This window comes from Oryzisolibacter propanilivorax (assembly GCF_900103645.1).
GTDB lineage: Bacteria > Pseudomonadota > Gammaproteobacteria > Burkholderiales > Burkholderiaceae_C > Melaminivora > Melaminivora propanilivorax.
The window spans coordinates 260,993-276,745 of the sequence record NZ_FNHP01000006.1; the positions used below are offsets into that span (position 1 = coordinate 260,993).

The 15,753-nt window shown below is 69.1% G+C and carries 18 protein-coding genes; 7 read left to right on the top strand and 11 right to left on the bottom strand.

The genetic code is table 11. The features are described from left to right. Nucleotides 1–4 precede the first annotated feature (4 nt). The 7 genes from BLQ61_RS11905 to BLQ61_RS11935 form a co-directional block, all read right to left on the bottom strand. Nucleotides 5–652, bottom strand: a complete 648-nt coding sequence (locus BLQ61_RS11905) for a DUF47 domain-containing protein (protein WP_091570447.1) — start codon at nucleotides 650–652, stop codon at nucleotides 5–7. Between the two features lie 114 nt (nucleotides 653–766). Beyond that, entirely contained in the window at nucleotides 767–1,129 is a 363-nt protein-coding gene (locus BLQ61_RS11910; RefSeq protein WP_091570449.1) for a DMT family protein, read from the bottom strand. 102 nt (nucleotides 1,130–1,231) lie between these two features. Next, complete coding sequence (locus tag BLQ61_RS11915; RefSeq protein ID WP_091570591.1) at nucleotides 1,232–1,987, bottom strand: ABC transporter ATP-binding protein; 756 nt, start codon at nucleotides 1,985–1,987, stop codon at nucleotides 1,232–1,234. Between the two features lie 18 nt (nucleotides 1,988–2,005). Beyond that, nucleotides 2,006–2,791: an ABC transporter ATP-binding protein gene (locus BLQ61_RS11920; protein WP_091570452.1), complete on the bottom strand. Its 786-nt coding sequence runs from the start codon at nucleotides 2,789–2,791 to the stop codon at nucleotides 2,006–2,008. Between the two features lie 24 nt (nucleotides 2,792–2,815). Then, nucleotides 2,816–3,895: an ABC transporter permease subunit gene (locus BLQ61_RS11925; RefSeq protein WP_091570594.1), complete on the bottom strand. Its 1,080-nt coding sequence runs from the start codon at nucleotides 3,893–3,895 to the stop codon at nucleotides 2,816–2,818. A 14-nt stretch (nucleotides 3,896–3,909) separates the two neighbouring features. After that, entirely contained in the window at nucleotides 3,910–4,839 is a 930-nt protein-coding gene (locus BLQ61_RS11930) for a branched-chain amino acid ABC transporter permease (RefSeq protein ID WP_091570454.1), read from the bottom strand. A gap of 304 nt (nucleotides 4,840–5,143) precedes the next feature. Then, entirely contained in the window at nucleotides 5,144–6,484 is a 1,341-nt protein-coding gene (locus BLQ61_RS11935; RefSeq protein ID WP_091570457.1) for a replication-associated recombination protein A, read from the bottom strand. An 84-nt stretch (nucleotides 6,485–6,568) separates the two neighbouring features. Between BLQ61_RS11935 and BLQ61_RS11940 the strand changes: the two genes are divergently transcribed. Then, nucleotides 6,569–7,210 (top strand): uracil-DNA glycosylase family protein, encoded by a 642-nt coding sequence (locus tag BLQ61_RS11940; RefSeq protein ID WP_175488278.1) that lies wholly within the window; start codon nucleotides 6,569–6,571, stop codon nucleotides 7,208–7,210. Between the two features lie 43 nt (nucleotides 7,211–7,253). Here the strand turns inward: BLQ61_RS11940 and lolA are convergent, their stop codons facing one another. Together lolA and BLQ61_RS11950 are read right to left on the bottom strand one after the other, a co-directional pair. Then, nucleotides 7,254–7,886, bottom strand: coding sequence for an outer membrane lipoprotein periplasmic chaperone LolA (gene lolA, locus BLQ61_RS11945; RefSeq protein ID WP_091570462.1), 633 nt, complete (start codon nucleotides 7,884–7,886; stop codon nucleotides 7,254–7,256). A 12-nt stretch (nucleotides 7,887–7,898) separates the two neighbouring features. Then, the gene (locus tag BLQ61_RS11950; protein ID WP_091570463.1) at nucleotides 7,899–10,343 is read right to left on the bottom strand and encodes a DNA translocase FtsK; all 2,445 of its coding nucleotides are present in this window, start codon (nucleotides 10,341–10,343) and stop codon (nucleotides 7,899–7,901) included. 150 nt (nucleotides 10,344–10,493) lie between these two features. Here BLQ61_RS11950 and trxB point away from each other — a divergent pair, with 150 nt between their 5' ends. From trxB to rpmG, 3 genes are all read left to right on the top strand, one after another. Further along, a complete protein-coding gene (gene trxB, locus BLQ61_RS11955; protein ID WP_091570466.1) occupies nucleotides 10,494–11,456 on the top strand; it encodes a thioredoxin-disulfide reductase in 963 nt (320 codons plus the stop codon). A gap of 206 nt (nucleotides 11,457–11,662) precedes the next feature. Beyond that, a complete protein-coding gene (rpmB, locus tag BLQ61_RS11960) occupies nucleotides 11,663–11,896 on the top strand; it encodes a 50S ribosomal protein L28 (RefSeq protein WP_091570468.1) in 234 nt (77 codons plus the stop codon). Nucleotides 11,897–11,926: 30 nt separating this feature from the next. Further along, a complete protein-coding gene (gene rpmG / locus BLQ61_RS11965) occupies nucleotides 11,927–12,097 on the top strand; it encodes a 50S ribosomal protein L33 (RefSeq protein WP_091570471.1) in 171 nt (56 codons plus the stop codon). 121 nt (nucleotides 12,098–12,218) lie between these two features. On the opposite strand, the gene BLQ61_RS11970 is transcribed toward rpmG, so the two are convergent. Beyond that, a complete protein-coding gene (locus tag BLQ61_RS11970) occupies nucleotides 12,219–13,544 on the bottom strand; it encodes an RsmB/NOP family class I SAM-dependent RNA methyltransferase (protein ID WP_091570473.1) in 1,326 nt (441 codons plus the stop codon). A gap of 71 nt (nucleotides 13,545–13,615) precedes the next feature. On the opposite strand from BLQ61_RS11970, the gene BLQ61_RS17380 reads away from it, so the two are divergent. Both BLQ61_RS17380 and BLQ61_RS11975 read left to right on the top strand, forming a co-directional pair. Further along, on the top strand, nucleotides 13,616–13,771 hold the full coding sequence (locus tag BLQ61_RS17380) for a hypothetical protein (RefSeq protein ID WP_175488279.1): 156 nt from the start codon (nucleotides 13,616–13,618) through the stop codon (nucleotides 13,769–13,771). 42 nt (nucleotides 13,772–13,813) lie between these two features. Further along, the gene (locus tag BLQ61_RS11975) at nucleotides 13,814–14,368 is read left to right on the top strand and encodes a hypothetical protein (RefSeq protein ID WP_091570476.1); all 555 of its coding nucleotides are present in this window, start codon (nucleotides 13,814–13,816) and stop codon (nucleotides 14,366–14,368) included. Between the two features lie 61 nt (nucleotides 14,369–14,429). Here the strand turns inward: BLQ61_RS11975 and purN are convergent, their stop codons facing one another. Next, a complete protein-coding gene (purN, locus tag BLQ61_RS11980; RefSeq protein WP_091570479.1) occupies nucleotides 14,430–15,026 on the bottom strand; it encodes a phosphoribosylglycinamide formyltransferase in 597 nt (198 codons plus the stop codon). Between the two features lie 30 nt (nucleotides 15,027–15,056). Between purN and BLQ61_RS11985 the strand changes: the two genes are divergently transcribed. Further along, the gene (locus BLQ61_RS11985; protein ID WP_091570481.1) at nucleotides 15,057–15,737 is read left to right on the top strand and encodes a YceH family protein; all 681 of its coding nucleotides are present in this window, start codon (nucleotides 15,057–15,059) and stop codon (nucleotides 15,735–15,737) included. The last annotated feature ends 16 nt before the right edge of the window (nucleotides 15,738–15,753 follow it).

Consider the following 15,753-nt stretch of genomic DNA (forward strand, 5'->3'; position numbering starts at 1 on the left):
GGGCTCAGGAGTTCTCGAGGATGATGCCCTCGATGTGGTTGGCCACGTCCTCGCAGCGGTCGGTCACACCTTCGAGCAGTTCGTAGATCGCCTTGAGCTTGATCAGCTCGCGCACGTCCACTTCCTCGCGAAAGAGCTTGCTCATGGCGCTGCGCAGCACGCGGTCGGCGTCGCCCTCCAGGCGGTCGATCTCCTCGCAGGTCTTGAGCGCGGCCTCGGCCACGGCCGGGTCGGCGATGCGCGCCAGCAGCTTGACGGCGTCCTGCACGCGCTCGCAGCACTTCAGGCTCAGGTCCGTCAGGCGGGTGATTTCCTCGGTCATGTGCTGCACGTCGTACAGCGCCATGGTCTCGGCCGCGTCCTGGATCAGGTCGGCCACGTCGTCCATGGTGTTGATCAGCGAGTGGATCTGCTCGCGGTCGATGGGCGTGATGAAGGTCTTGTGCAGCGTGCGGTTGACCTCGTGCGTGACGCGGTCGGCGGCGCGCTCGGCGTTGTCCACGTCCAGGTTGTAACGGTCGCGCAGGTGCTGGTCGTTGTAGTTGGCCACCAGCTGCGAGAACGCGCGCGCGGCCTCGACGATGCGCTCGGCATGCTGGTTGAACATGTCAAAAAAATTGCCTTCGCGCGGCAACAGCTTGCCAAACAGCATCAGGTTTCCTGGTGGAATAGTCGGGGAATACGGGGACGGTGCCGCGCCGCACGGCCCATCGTGTGACCCGGAGCGCGGAATGGGCGCGAGTTTAACCGCGCCCGAAACGCCCCTTCAGGCGCCGCGAAAGATGAAATACACCGCCCCGACCAGGCACAGGCCGGCCCACAGGTAGTCCCACTTCAGAGGTTCGCCCAGGTACAGCGCGGCGAACGGCACGAACACCGTGAGGGTGATGACCTCCTGCATGATCTTCAACTGCCCGACGCTGAACTGGCTGTGGCCGATGCGGTTGGCCGGCACCTGCAGCAGGTATTCGAACAACGCGATGCCCCAGCTGACGAGCGCCGCGACGTACCACGGCGCGCTGGCCAGGTTGCGCAGGTGGCCGTACCAGGCGAACGTCATGAAGACGTTGCTGGCGGCCAGCAACGCGATGGTCTGCAAGGGTATGGGCAGGGATTGCAGGGATTGCATGGCAACAGCGAAAATTTCAATGAAATCGCACTGTAGCCCTTTTGATGCAAGGGCCTGAAGCTATCAAAAACGTAGCCTCCGGGGCCGCTGCCGTGCGCCGCCCTACTCGCCCAGGTAGGCCGCGCGCACGCGCGGGTCCTCCAGCAGCTCGCGCCCGGCGCCGGACATGCTGATCAGGCCCGACTCCATGACGTAGCCGCGGTCGGCGATGGCCAGCGCGCGGCTGGCGTTCTGCTCGACCAGCACGATGGTCACGCCGAGCTGGTACACGTCGCGCACCACCTCGAAGATCTTGTCGACCATGATCGGCGACAGCCCCATCGACGGCTCGTCCAGCAGCAGCACCTTGGGCTGGCTCATCAGCGCCCGGGCCATGGCCAGCATCTGCTGCTCGCCGCCGCTCATGGTGCCGGCCAGCTGGTCGCGGCGCTCGCGCAGGCGCGGGAAGATGCCGAACATGCGCTCGACATCGGCGGCGATGCCGGCCTTGTCGGTGCGCGTATAGGCACCCATCAGCAGGTTCTCGGTGATGGTCATGCGCGCGAACACGCCGCGCCCCTCGGGCACCATCACCAGACCGCGGCGCACCAGGTCCCACGCGCCCTGGCCGCGGATGCTGCGCCCCAGGTACTGGATGTCGCCGTCGTTCATCGCCAGGCCGCCGGTGATGGCCTTCATGGTGGTGGTCTTGCCGGCGCCGTTGGAGCCGATCAGCGTGACCAGTTCGCCCTCGCGCACCTGCAGGTCCACGCCCTTGACGGCCTGGATGCCGCCGTAGGCAACCTTCAGGCCCTGCACCTGCAGCAGCACCGGGCGGGTCTGCGGGTCTGGCTGTGCCGGGGCCGGCGTGTGTGCCATCTGCGTCTGCGTCATCGCTCAGTGTCCTCCGGTGCCGAGGTAGGCCTCGATCACCTTCTCGTTCTTCTGCACCTCGGCCGGCGTGCCCTCGGCGATCTGCTTGCCGTAGTCCAGCACCGTGACGCGGTCGCACAGGCCCATGACCAGCTTCACGTCGTGCTCGATCAGCAAGATGGTGCGGCTGTCGTTGCGGATGCGGTCGATCAGCTCGCGCAGCTGCACCTTCTCGGTGGCGTTCATGCCGGCGGCGGGCTCGTCCAGGGCAATCAGCTGCGGGTCGGTGGCCAGGGCGCGGGCGATCTCCAGGCGGCGCTGGTCGCCGTAGGACAGTGTGCGCGCCTTGAAGTCGGCGTAGCGGGCGATGCCGACATAGTCCAGTAGCTCGCGCGCGCGGGCGGCGATCTGCGCCTCCTCGTCGCGAAAGCCCTTTGTGCGAAAGATGGCGCCCGCCAGCCCCGACCGCGTGCGGATGTGCCGCCCGACCATGACGTTCTCCAGCGCCGTCATCTCGGCGAACAGGCGGATGTTCTGGAAGGTGCGGGCGATGCCGGCCTTGGCCACCAGGTGCACGGCGCGCGGCTCATAGGGCCGGCCGGCCAGCGCGAAGCTGCCGCTGTCGGGCGTGTACAGGCCGGTGATGACGTTGAAGAACGTGGTCTTGCCCGCGCCGTTGGGGCCGATCAGTCCGTAGACCTGGCCGCGGCGGATGGTGATGCCCACGTCCGACAGCGCCTGCAGGCCGCCGAAGCGCTTGGAGATGCCCGCGACCTGCAGCACCACCTCGTTGTCGTTTGTCTCTGCCATGGATGTCTTCGCTGGTGGCGGGAATCAAGCCTTGTGGGCCAGGCTCTTGCCGTGGTCGGGCGCGGGCCAGATGCCACGCGGGCGCAGCAGCATCACGCTGATCATGGCCAGCGCGATCAGCAGCTGGCGCAGGATGGAGGCATCGAGCCGCCCGTCGGTCATGGCCTGCAGCGGCCCGGCGACATAGCGCAGCACCTCGGGCAGCGCCGACAGCAGCACCGCGCCCAGGATCACGCCGGGAATGTGGCCGATGCCGCCCAGCACCACCATGGCGACGATCATGATCGACTCCATCAGGCTGAACGACTCGGGCGAGACGAAGCCCTGGAAGGCCGAGAACATGGCCCCGGCCACGCCGCCGAAGGACGCGCCCATGCCGAAGGCCAGCAGCTTCATGTTGCGCGTGTTGATGCCCATGGCCTTGGCGGCGATCTCGTCCTCGCGGATCGCCATCCAGGCGCGGCCGATGCGCGAGTCCTGCAGCCGGTAGCAGATCACGATGGTGACGAGCACCAGCGCCAGGAACAGGTAGTAGTACAGCGTGACCGAGCTGATGTCATAGCCGAACAGCTCCAGCCGGCGCCCCAGGTCCAGCCCGAACACCTTGACCGAATCGATCTGGCCCAGGCCCTTGGGGCCGTTGGTGATGTTGACCGGGTGGTCCAGGTTGTTCATGAAGATGCGGATGATCTCGCCGAAGCCCAACGTGACGATGGCCAGGTAGTCGCCGCGCAGTTTCAGCACCGGGATGCCCAGCAGCACGCCGGTGATGGCCGCCAGCAGCAGCGCCAGCGGAATCACCGCCCACAGCGACAGGTGCAGCCCTTCCGGGAAGTGCTGGGCGAACCAGGCGAAGTTCTCCGCCAGGTGCGGCGAGGCCAGCAGGCCGAACATGTAGGCACCCACGGCGTAGAACGCCACGTAGCCCAGGTCCAGCAGGCCGGCGTAGCCGACCACGATGTTCAGGCCCAGCGCCAGTATGACGTACAAAAGGGCCAGGTCGGCAATGCGCACCCAGGCATTGCCGAAGTACTGCAGCACCAGCGGCAGCACCAGCAGCGCGATGCCGCCCACGATCCATTGCAGCGTGCGGTTGGTTCTCATGGTGTTCGGCCCCTTCACGCCCGGTCCGCCACGCGCTCGCCCAGCAGGCCCGAGGGGCGCAGCGTGAGGATGATGATGAGCACGATGAAGGCGAAAATGTCGGTGTAGTGGCTGCCCAGCACGCCGCCCGTGAGCTGGCCGATGTAGCCCGAGCCGATGGCCTCGATCAGCCCCAGCAGGATGCCGCCGATGACCGCGCCGGCCAGGTTGCCGATGCCGCCGAATACCGCCGCGGTGAAGGCCTTGAGGCCCGGCAGGAAGCCCATGGTGTGCTGCGCCGTGCCGTAGTTGGAGGCGTACATGATGCCGGCGATGGCCGCCAGCACCGCGCCGATGATGAAGGTGGCCGAGATCACCATGTCCGGCTTGACGCCCATCAGCGCCGCCACGCGCGGGTTCTCGGCGGTGGCGCGCATGGCGCGGCCCAGGCGGGTGTAGTTCACCAGATAGACCATGGCCGCCAGCGCCACCACCGTCACTGTCAGGATCAGCACCTGCGTGGGCGTGATCACGGCGCCGCCGAGCTGGAACGGGGTGGTCGGCAGCAGCGTCGGATAGGGCTTGTAGTTGGGCTTCCAGATGATCATCGCCAGCGTCTGCAACAGCAGCGACATGCCGATGGCGGTGATCAAGGGCGCCAGGCGCGGGCTGTTGCGCAGCCGCTTGTAGGCCACCTTCTCGATGGTGAAATTCAGCACCGCGGCGACGACGCAGGCGATCAGCGTGGCCAGCAGCAGGATGGACCAGCCGGGGGCGTCGGGCATCGCCTCCTGCATCAGGCCAATGCAGCTCCAGCTGGTGAGCGCGCCGATCATCAGCACCTCGCCGTGGGCGAAGTTGATCAACTGGATGATGCCGTACACCATGGTGTAGCCCAGGGCTATCAAGGCGTACATGCTGCCCAGGACCAGACCATTGATGATCTGCTGCAGCAGGATGTCCATAACGTGCGTTCCTTCGCTGTGGCGCAGTCGGCATGACCCGCGGCCGCGGCAGGCACCCGGGGATGCAGCCTTGTGGGCCGCCGCATTGCTAACAAAAAACCCGCCAGATGGTTGCTGTGCGGGTTCGGCTGCGAAATTCTGTCACGGCTTGTGCGCGCGCCACGGCACGGCTTCAGCGGGGTTTTCCCTTGATCAAGCCAGCGGCAAAGATTCGCCGGTGGCAGCCGTGGCCGGAATGTCGTCGCGGCCGCAGGGTATGTGCCGATGGCCTCCGCCAGACACTCCGCGCCAGCGCTGCCGCGTGTCAGGCCGGGTCGCCCGGCGGCACGTCGTCCGCCGACGCTGCTGCCGCATTGCGCGCGCGCAGCTCGTCCAGCTTCTGGCCGATCTTGATCTCCAGCCCGCGCGGCACCGGCTGGTAGAAGCCCGGCGGCGCCATGCCGTCGGGCAGGTAACTCTCGCCGGCGGCGAAGCCTCTTTCTTCGTCATGGGCGTAGCGGTAGCCGCGGCCATAGTCCAGCTGTTTCATCAGCTTGGTGGGCGCGTTGCGCAGGTGCAGCGGCACCGGGCGCGTGGCGTCGCCCTTGACGAAGGCGCGCGCCTTGTTGTAGGCCGCGTAGCCGGCATTGCTCTTGGGCGCGACGGCCAGGTAGATCACGGCCTGGGCCAGCGCCAGCTCGCCCTCGGGTGAGCCCAGACGCTCGTAGGTCTGCGCCGCCTCGTTGGTGATCTGCATGGCGCGCGGGTCGGCCAGGCCGATGTCCTCCCAGGCCATGCGGATGATGCGCCGCGCCAGGTACTTCGGGTCGGCGCCGCCGTCGAGCATGCGCACCAGCCAGTACAGCGCCGCATCCGGGTCGGAGCCGCGCACCGACTTGTGCAGCGCGCTGATGGTGTCGTAGAACTGCTCGCCGCCCTTGTCGTAGCGGCGCACCTGCTGACCCAGCACATTGAGCAGCCAGGCGTCGTCGATGCGCTCCACGCCCGCCTGGGCGGCGGTGAGCGACAGCGTCTCCAGCGTGTTCAACAGCCGCCGTGCATCGCCATCGGCATAGGCGATCAACCGCTGCAGCGCTTCGTTTTCGATAGCTGGCAGCGCTTGCTCCGCCTGGGCCCGGGCCACAATTTGCTGCAAATCCTCGTCGGTCAGGCTGTGCAGCACGTACACCGTCGCGCGTGACAGCAGCGCCGAGTTGACCTCAAACGACGGGTTCTCGGTGGTCGCGCCGACGAAGGTGAACAGGCCGCTTTCCACGTGCGGCAGGAAGGCATCCTGCTGGCTCTTGTTGAAGCGGTGCACCTCGTCGACGAAGACGATGGTGCGCTGCGGCACCAGTCCGTCCCGGGCACCTTCGGCCAGCTGCACCGCCTCGCGGATCTCCTTCACGCCGCCCAGCACCGCGCTGATGGCGATGAACTGCGCATCGAAGGCCTCGGCCATCAGGCGGGCGATGGTCGTCTTGCCCACGCCTGGCGGGCCCCACAGGATGCAGCTGTGCGGCCGGCCGGATTCGAACGCCAGACGCAGCGGCTTGCCCGGCCCCAGGATGTGCTGCTGGCCGATGACCTCGCCCAGGGTGCGCGGGCGCAGGCGTTCGGCCAGCGGCTGGTGGTGGGCGGCGGAGGCGGAGGTGTTGGTGTTCATGGCGGTCGCGGGCGGCACGGTCGATCGTAGCGGCTGGCGCAGCGCCCGGCTTGCACTGGCGCGCGCCCGCCCAACATGCAAGGCATGTCCCCTGCCCACACGCCACCGCTCGCCTCCCTGCCCCTCGATCCGCTGCTGCAGCGCGTGCGCGCCTGCACGCTGTGCGCGCCCTTCCTGCCGCTGGGCCCGCGCCCGGTGCTGCAGGCGGGCACCGGCGCGCGCATCCTGATCGCCAGCCAGGCGCCCGGCACCAAGGTGCATGCCTCGGGCGTGCCGTTCGACGACGCCAGCGGCGAGCGCCTGCGCGACTGGCTGCAGCTGCCGCGCGAGGTGTTCTACGACGATCAAAGGGTGGCCATCGTGCCGATGGGCTTTTGCTACCCGGGCCGGGCCGCGTCGGGCGATGCGCCGCCACGCCCGGAGTGCGCGCCCACCTGGCGCGCGCCGCTGCTCGCGCGCCTGCCGAACGTGGCGCTGACCGTAGCCGTGGGCCGCCATGCCATCGGCTGGCACCTGCCGGGCAGCCGCGGCCAGACCCTGGCGGACATCGTGCGCACCAGCGGCGCACCGGACAGCCCCGTGATCGCCCTGCCCCACCCCAGCCCGCGCAACAACGGCTGGCTCAAGCACCACCCGTGGTTCGAGGCGGAATGGCTGCCGGTGGTGCGCGCGCGCATGGCGGCGGCGCTGGCCCTGCCTTCGGCAAAAAAAGGCCCGCAGTCCTGATGGAACACGGGCCTTCAGCTATCGAAAAAATAGCAATAGGTGATTACTGCGAGAGCACGTCCGCACCTGCGGGCGGCTTGAAGGTGAAGGTGCCCGCGGGCAGTTGCGGGTTCAGGCGCATGCCGGTGAAGCGGATCAGCGAGCGCTGGCCGAAGCTGTCCAGGATGTCCAGCGCCGCCAGTGTCTCGCCGTCGAACCCCACGCGCACGCTCTTCAGCTGGCCGTCGCGCGCCTTCGGGGTGGCCAGCACCCACTGCAGGCCGTCGGCGTCGGGTGCGGATTCGAGCGTGAAGTCGGCACGCAGCGCCGCCAGGTTGGGCGCGGAGGCCAGCAGCGCCGCCGGCGTGGAGCCCAGCGCCTTGTCCTGCGCGCGGCGCGTGACCTGGTTCAGGTCGGCGTCGTACAGCCACAGCGTCTTGCCGTCGGCGACGATGGTCTGCTCGAACGGCTTTTGGTAGATGAAGCGGAAGTGCCCGGGGCGCTGGAAGTCGAACGTGCCGCTGCTGGTCTTGCTGCGCGCAGTCTGGCCGTCCTTCGGGGGCGAGGTCACCGTCTGTGTGAACTGGGCGCTGCCGCTTTGGGCGGATTTCATGAAGCCTTCCAGGCTGGACAGGCCATCCGCCCAGGCCCACGAGGCGCTGGCGGCAATCACGAGAGTCGTCAGTAGTCTTTTCAAAGCCTTGGGTTCCTATTCGCTGCGTGCGGGCACCAGCACCTCGCGCTGGCCGTTGGACGTGAGGGCGCTGACCAGGCCGGCGTTCTCCATGTCCTCCAGCAGCCGCGCCGAGCGGTTGTAGCCGATGCGCAGCTTGCGCTGCACGTAGGAGATGCTGGCCTTGCGGTCCTTCAGCACCACCTCGACAGCCTGGTCGTACATGGGGTCCTTCTCACCCCCGCCGCCCTCGCCGTCCAGCGCGCCGAAGCCGCTGTCCTCGCCGTCGACGGTACCGCCCTCCAGCACGCCGTCGATGTAGTCCGGCGCCCCCTGCGTCTTGAGGTAATCGACCACGCGGTGCACTTCCTCGTCCGACACGAAGGCGCCGTGCACGCGCACCGGCAGGCCGGTGCCGCTGGGCATGTAGAGCATGTCGCCCATGCCCAGCAGGGCCTCCGCGCCCATCTGGTCCAGGATGGTGCGGCTGTCGATCTTGCTGCTGACCTGGAAGGCGATGCGCGTCGGGATGTTGGCCTTGATCAGGCCGGTGATCACGTCGACGCTCGGGCGCTGCGTGGCCAGGATCAGGTGGATGCCGGCGGCGCGGGCCTTCTGCGCCAGGCGTGCGATCAGCTCCTCGATCTTCTTGCCCACGACCATCATCAGGTCGGCCAGCTCGTCGATGACGACGACGATGTGCGGCAGCCGCTCCAGGGGCTCGGGCGCCTCGGGGTTCAGGCTGAAGGGGTTGGGAATGGACTCCTCGCGCGAGCGCGCTTCGTCGATTTTCGTGTTGTAGCCGGCCAGGTTGCGCACGCCCAGCTTGCTCATCAGCTTGTAGCGCCGCTCCATCTCGGCGACGCACCAGTTCAGGCCGTGCGCGGCCTGCTTCATGTCGGTGACCACCGGCGCCAGTAGGTGCGGGATGCCCTCGTAGACGCTCATCTCCAGCATCTTGGGATCGATCATGAGCAGGCGCACGTCGCGCGCCTCGGCCTTGTACAGCAGCGACAGGATCATCGCGTTGATGCCCACCGACTTGCCCGAGCCGGTGGTGCCGGCCACCAGGCAGTGCGGCATCTTCGCCAGGTCGGCGACGATGGGCTGGCCGACGATGTCCTTGCCCAGGCCCACGGTGAGCAGGCTGCGTGCGTCGTGGTAGACCTGCGAGCCCAGCACTTCCGACAGGCGGATGGTCTGGCGCCGGGCGTTGGGCAGCTCCAGCGCCATGGTGGTCTTGCCCGGGATGGTCTCGACCACGCGGATGGACACCAGCGACAGCGAGCGCGCCAGGTCCTTGGCCAGGTTCACGATCTGCGAGCCCTTGACGCCCGTGGCCGGCTCGATCTCGTAGCGCGTGATGACCGGGCCGGGCGCGGCGGCCACCACCTCGACCTCGACGCCGAAGTCCTTGAGCTTCTTCTCGATCAGCCGGCTGGTCATCTCCAGCGTTTCCGGCGTCACCGTTTCCTGGCGCGACTGCGCCGCGTCCAGCAGGCTGACCTGCGGCAGGGTGCTGTCGGCGGCTTCGGTGAACAGGGGCTTTTGCTGCTGCGCACGCGCGGCGCGCGGCGCGGCCGCCGCGTCTGGTGCGGCGGCGGCTGGCAGCGGCGCGGACGCCGCGGCGGCGGTGCCGGCAGGTTCCTTGCGCGCGCGCGGCGGCGCGGCGAAGGCCGGCTCGTCCGCCATGGCGGCGGTGGGGAGGGACGCCGGCAGGTCGAGCGGCTCGTGGCGCGGCTCCTCGCGCTCCTGCGCAGCCTCGCGCTGGCGTGCCTCGCGCTCGCGCGCGGCGCGCTTGCCCACGGCCGCGTCGCGCACGCGCTCGCGCTGCGCCCGCCCGGCCAGCACCAGGGCGTCGATGCGCCCACCCAGCCGCTCGGCCAGATGCCCCCAGGAAAAGCCGAACACCAGCGCCGCACCCAGCACCACCAGCATCACCCCGGCCAGCCCCGAGCCGGTGAAGCCCAGCCAGCGCACCGCCAGCGGGCCCGTGGCATAGCCCAGCATGCCGCCGGCGTGGCCGGGCAGCAGGTCCTCGAAACGGTACAGGCGCGACCACTCCAGCGCGCAGCTGGCGGCCAGCAGCAGCACCAAGCCGGCCCAGAACAGGCCGCGCTGGCGCCAGGGCCGCTCGGCGGCGTCCCCGCCGCCGCGCATCCAGCGCGCCAGCGACGCCAGCCAGGCATGCACGGCCGCGGCCACTGCCCACCAGGCGGAGAAGCCCAGCAGGAAGTAGCTGGCATCGGCGGTCCAGGCGCCCAGGCGACCGATCCAGTTCACCTGCACGCGGCCGCCGGCGGCGCCGGTGGTCGACCAGGCCGCATCCTGCGGCGAGTAGCTGACCAGCGCCAGCAGCCACAGCAGCAGCAGCAGCAGGGCCACCACCAGGACGAGTTCGTGGCTGAAGCGCGCCACCCCGCTGCGCACCGCCCCTTTGGCTGGTGGCGATCCGTTCAGGGTATTCAAAGAATAGGTCATACGGGAAAACGAGCGCGCCAAGCTTACCCCATGCCCCGCGCGCCGGCAGGGGTCGGCGGGCCATCCCTACAATGGCCCGGCCGCGCAACGGCGTGCGCCTGCCGCCTGCCACTGTGCCATCCGCCTTCTGAAGAACCTGACGAACTGCCCATGTCCAGCACCCAAACCCAGCACGCCAAAGTCCTGATCCTTGGCTCCGGCCCGGCCGGCTACAGCGCCGCCGTCTATGCCGCGCGCGCCAACCTGCAGCCGCTGCTCATCACCGGCATGGCCCAGGGCGGGCAGCTGATGACCACCACCGAGGTGGACAACTGGCCCGGCGACCCGCTGGGCGTGCAGGGCCCGGACCTGATGCAGCGCATGCTGGAGCACGCCGAGCGCTTCAAGACCCAGGTGGTGTTCGACCACATCGGCGCCGTGGACCTGTCCAAGCGCCCCTTCACCCTGACCGGCGACAGCGGCACCTACACCTGCGACGCGCTGATCATCGCCACCGGCGCCTCGGCCAAGTACCTGGGCCTGCCGTCCGAGGCGGCCTTCATGGGCCGCGGCGTGTCGGCCTGCGCGACCTGCGACGGCTTCTTCTACCGCGAGCAGGACGTGTGCGTGATCGGCGGCGGCAACACCGCCGTCGAGGAGGCGCTGTACCTGTCCAACATCGCCCGCAAGGTCACGCTGGTGCACCGCCGCGACAAATTCCGCGCCGAACCCATCCTGATCGACAAGCTGATGGAAAAGGCCGCCGAGGGCAAGATCGAGCTCAAGACCCACTTCACCCTGGACGAGGTGCTGGGCGACGACTCCGGCGTCACCGGCATCCGCATCCGCAGCACGCAGGACGCGGGCCGCACCGAGGACATCGCCCTGCAGGGCTGCTTCATCGCCATCGGCCACGCGCCCAACACCGACATCTTCCAGGGCCAGCTGGAGATGGAGGGCGGCTATCTCGTCACCCAGGGCGGGCACAAGGGTTTCGCCACCCAGACCAGCGTGCCCGGCGTGTTCGCCGCCGGCGACGTGCAGGACTACATCTACCGCCAGGCCATCACCAGCGCCGGCACCGGCTGCATGGCGGCGCTGGACGCGCAGCGCTTCCTGGAACAGGTGGAATAAGGCGCCCGGGGCCACGCGCGAGGGCGGCCCCCGAGGATTTGACAGGCCGCGCTATAATGCGCGGCTTTGCTGCTTTTTGCAGGCGGCAACGGGCTACCGCCACCCGAATCCAACTGGCGAGGTGAGGCCCGCCGGCCCCGCCCGGGCTCCTTGCAGCACCGGGTTCGCAGGGCAGGCAGGCCGTCGACAACTACCGGAGTGTCCCCATGGCACGCGTATGTGAAGTAACGGGCAAGAAGCCCATGAGCGGGAACAACGTTTCCCACGCCAACAACAAGACCAAGCGCCGCTTCCTGCCCAATCTGCAGTACCGCCGTTTCTGGGTGGAGAGCGAGAACCGCTGGGTGCGCCTGCGCGTCTCCGGTGCCGCCCTGCGCCTGATCGACAAGAACGGCATCGAGTCCGTGCTCGCAGACATGCGCGCCCGCGGCCAGGCCTGAGCCGCAGAATCGAACTGAAGGAGTACCACCATGGCTACCAAAGGCGGACGCGAAAAGATCAAGCTGGTGTCCTCGGCTGCGACCGGGCATTTCTACACCACCACCAAGAACAAGAAGACGATGCCCGAGAAGATGAGCATCATCAAGTTCGACCCCAAGGCGCGCAAGCACGTCGAATACAAGGAAGCCAAGCTGAAGTGATTCGGCTGCAGGCTGCCTGACGGCACAGCAAAAAAACCGCCAGCGGCAGCCGCCCTGGCGGTTTTTTGTTGCGCGCTCCCGTCGCGCAGCGGGCCGCGTACGGCCCGCATGCCCTGCCCGGCTAGCGCCGCTGCCACACGGCGGCAAAGAATCCGTCGGTCTGGTGCCGATGCGGCCACAGGCGCAGGAACTGTCCGCCATCCGCGCCGCCGCTGGTCAGCTGGTCGGCGCCCTCCACCTTCAGCTGCGCCAGTAGCCCGGCCACCGGCACTGGCTCGAAGTCGCGCTGCGCGGCCGAGAAGGCCTCGGCGACGGCCTCGTTCTCCTCGGCCAGCAGGCTGCAGGTGGCGTATACCAGCCGTCCGCCGGGTTTGACCAGCCGCGCGCTGCTGGCCAGGATGGACGCCTGCAGCGCCGCCAGCTCGGCGATCGCCTGGGGCTTGACACGCCACTTCAGGTGCGGGCTGCGCCGCAGCGTGCCCAGGCCCGAGCAGGGAGCATCCACCAGCACCCGGTCCATCTTGCCGGCCAGGCGCTTGATGCGCTCGTCGCGCTCGTGGGCGATGGCCACCGGGTGCACGTTGGACAGCCCGCTGCGCGCCAGCCGGGGTTTCAGGCCCTCCAGCCGGTGCGCCGACACGTCGAAGGCGTACAGCCGTCCGGTGCCGCGCATGGTCGCGCCGATGGCCAGCGTCTTGCCGCCAGCGCCGGCGCAGAAATCGGCCACCATCTCGCCGCGTTTGGCGTCCAGCAGCAGCGCCAGCAGCTGCGAGCCCTCGTCCTGGATTTCCACCGCGCCGCTGGCGAACGCCGGCACGCGCGCCAGCGCCGGCTTGCCGGCCACGCGCAGGCCCCAGGGCGAATACGGCGTTGCTTCGGTTTTGATAGCTGCTTGCGCCAGCTCCTTCAGGGCCTGGTCGCGCTTGGACTTCATGACGTTGACCCGCAAATCCAGCGGAGCCGGCTGCAGCAGCGCCTCGGCCAGCGCGCCGAACTGCGCCTCGTCGCCCAGCTGCTCGCGCAGCGCCGTCGCCAGCCACTCGGGCAGGTTGTACCGGTGCGGGGCCAGCAAGTCCTCGGCGCGCACGGCGTCGCACTGCGCCAGCCACTGGCGTTCAGTGTCGTTCAACGCGCTGTTCAGGAAGTCGCGCGGGCCGCGCGTGGCGGCCGGGTCAGCGGCGCGCGCCTGCTCGTCCTGCACGGCGGCGAGGCCGAGGATGGCCAGGCGCCGCTCGCGTGGGCCGCTGCCCGAGCGCGCCAGTTGCTCCAGCAGCAGCTTGCGGCGCAGCACCGCGTAGGTGACGTCGGCCAGCGTGGCGCGCTCGCGCGGGCCGAGCTGGCGCTGTTCACGGAAATGCCGCGCCACGACGGCGTCGGCGGGATGCTCGAAGGTCAGGACCTGCGCCAGCAGCGTGGCGCAGGCGTCGACAAGGGCTTTGGAATGCATGGGCCCATTGTCCCATCGGCGGCGAAGGCACCGCCACGACAAGGACGGCTTATTCTTGACCCGCATCAAATATGGCCCCAGCCCTTATGGGCTATCCACTGGTGGCTACTTTTTTTGTAGCACTGCGCGAGCAGCACACCTGCGCCGTCAAGGCCGCGCAGCACCGTCCTACGACACCCCCGGGTGCGTGGGGCTACGGTGGCGCCATCCCGTCATTCAACCCCTGAAAGGCGGCCGGGCTCCAGGTCCGCCGCGAAAAGGAGCACCCCATGGACTATCTTCTGCAAGGCATGTTCGGTGAGAAATCGCTCACCAAGGTCGTGGCCCTGTACGACGACAAAGCCAGCGCCGAGGCCATGGTCGGCCGCGTGCTGCGCCTGCCCGGCATGGAGCCGACGCAGGTGCGCCTGCTCAGCCAGGCTGACCTCAAGACACACCGCGCCGACCTGTTCGGCCGCAAGATGGAACCCGAGCAGCGCGGCATCTTCCATACCGCCTTCCGCGCGCACCTGGTGGCGGGTTTCTGCGGCTTCGTGCTCGGCCTGCTGCTGTACGCCTACTGGATGAACACCGGCCATGTCATGGTCACCAGCAGCCCGCTGCTGGCCTTCATCGCCATCGTCGGCTTCTCGACCACCTTCGGCCTGCTGCTGGGCGGGCTGGTGACGCTGCGGCCCGACCACGTGCGCGTGATTACCCAGGTGCGCTCGGCCTTGCGCAAGGGCCGCTGGGCCCTGGTGGTGCACCCCACCGATTCGCACCAGACGCAGCAGGCGCAGGAGTTGCTGGAGGGCAGCGGCGCCAAGGTGCTGCGCACGCTCTGACCGGCCCCTGGCTCCGACACAAGCGCCCGTGCCCTGCGCACGCGGCGCTTTTTTGCGTCGCTCACCCGGCTGGCTGGCGCAGCAGGTGCGCCAGCACGGCGCGCGGGTAGATCAGGTGTTCCTGGCTCAGCACGCGCGCGGCCAGGGTCTGCGCATCGTCGCCCGGCAGCACCGGCACCACCGCCTGCTCCAGGATGGGCCCGGCGTCCAGCTCGGCCGTCACCTCATGCACCGTGCAGCCGGCGAAGCGGCAGCCCGCGTCCAGCGCGCGCTGGTGCGTGTGCAGGCCGGTGAAGGCCGGCAACAGCGAGGGGTGGATGTTCACCAGCCGCCCGGCGTAGTGCGTGACGAAGGCCGGCGTCAGGATGCGCATGAAGCCGGCCAGCACCACCAGCGCCGGCTGGTGGCCGTCAATGGTGCGCGCCAGGGCGGCGTCGAAGTCCTCGCGCGAGCTGTGGGCCCGGTGGTCCAGCACCTCGGTGGCGATGCCATGTTCGCGCGCGAAGGCCAGGCCGCCGGCGTCGGCACGGTTGCTGACCACTGCCGCGATGCGGATGCCGTGGCGCGCCTGCCAGCGCTGCTGTTCGGCCGCGCGCACGATGGCCGCCATGTTCGAGCCGCCGCCCGAGATCAAAATCACCACGTTCCTGTTGTTCATCGGCGCGGATTATCCGCGTCGCCTTTTGCCATGCCCTTCGACACCCGTACCCAGCCCCTGACCGCCATCCAGGCGCGCGTGCTCGCCACGCTGATGGAGAAGTCGCGCACCGTGCCCGACAGCTACCCGCTCACCCTGAACAGCCTGCTGGCCGGCTGCAACCAGAAGTCCAGCCGCGAGCCGGTGATGCAGCTGACTGAGGGCGAGGCGCAGGACGCCCTGGACGCGCTGCGCAGCCGCGCGCTGGTGGTCGAGATCGGCGGCGCCCGCACGGCGCGCTGGGAGCACAACTTCCCGCGCGGCGCGGGCGTGCCGGACCAGTCGGCGGTGCTGCTGGCGCTGCTGGCGCTGCGTGGGCCGCAGACCGCCGGCGAGTTGCGCATCAACGCCGAGCGCTGGCACCGCTTCGCCGACATCTCCTCGGTCGAGGCCTTCCTGCACGAACTGGCCGAGCGCAGCGACGAGCGCGGCGGCCCGCTGGCGGTGCTGCTGCCGCGCGCGCCCGGCGCGCGCGAAAGCCGCTGGGCGCAGCTGCTGTGTGGCCCGGTGGATGTGCAGGCCCTGGCCGCGGCCGCGCCGCGCAGCGCGCCGGCAACTGGCGATGCGGTGCTGCACGAGCGCGTGCAGGCGCTGGAGGCAGAGGTCGCCGCGCTACGCTCCGCCCTGGCCCAGCTGTGCGCGCAACTGGGCGTGGATTTGCCCGCCGGCTGACTCACCCGACCGCGGG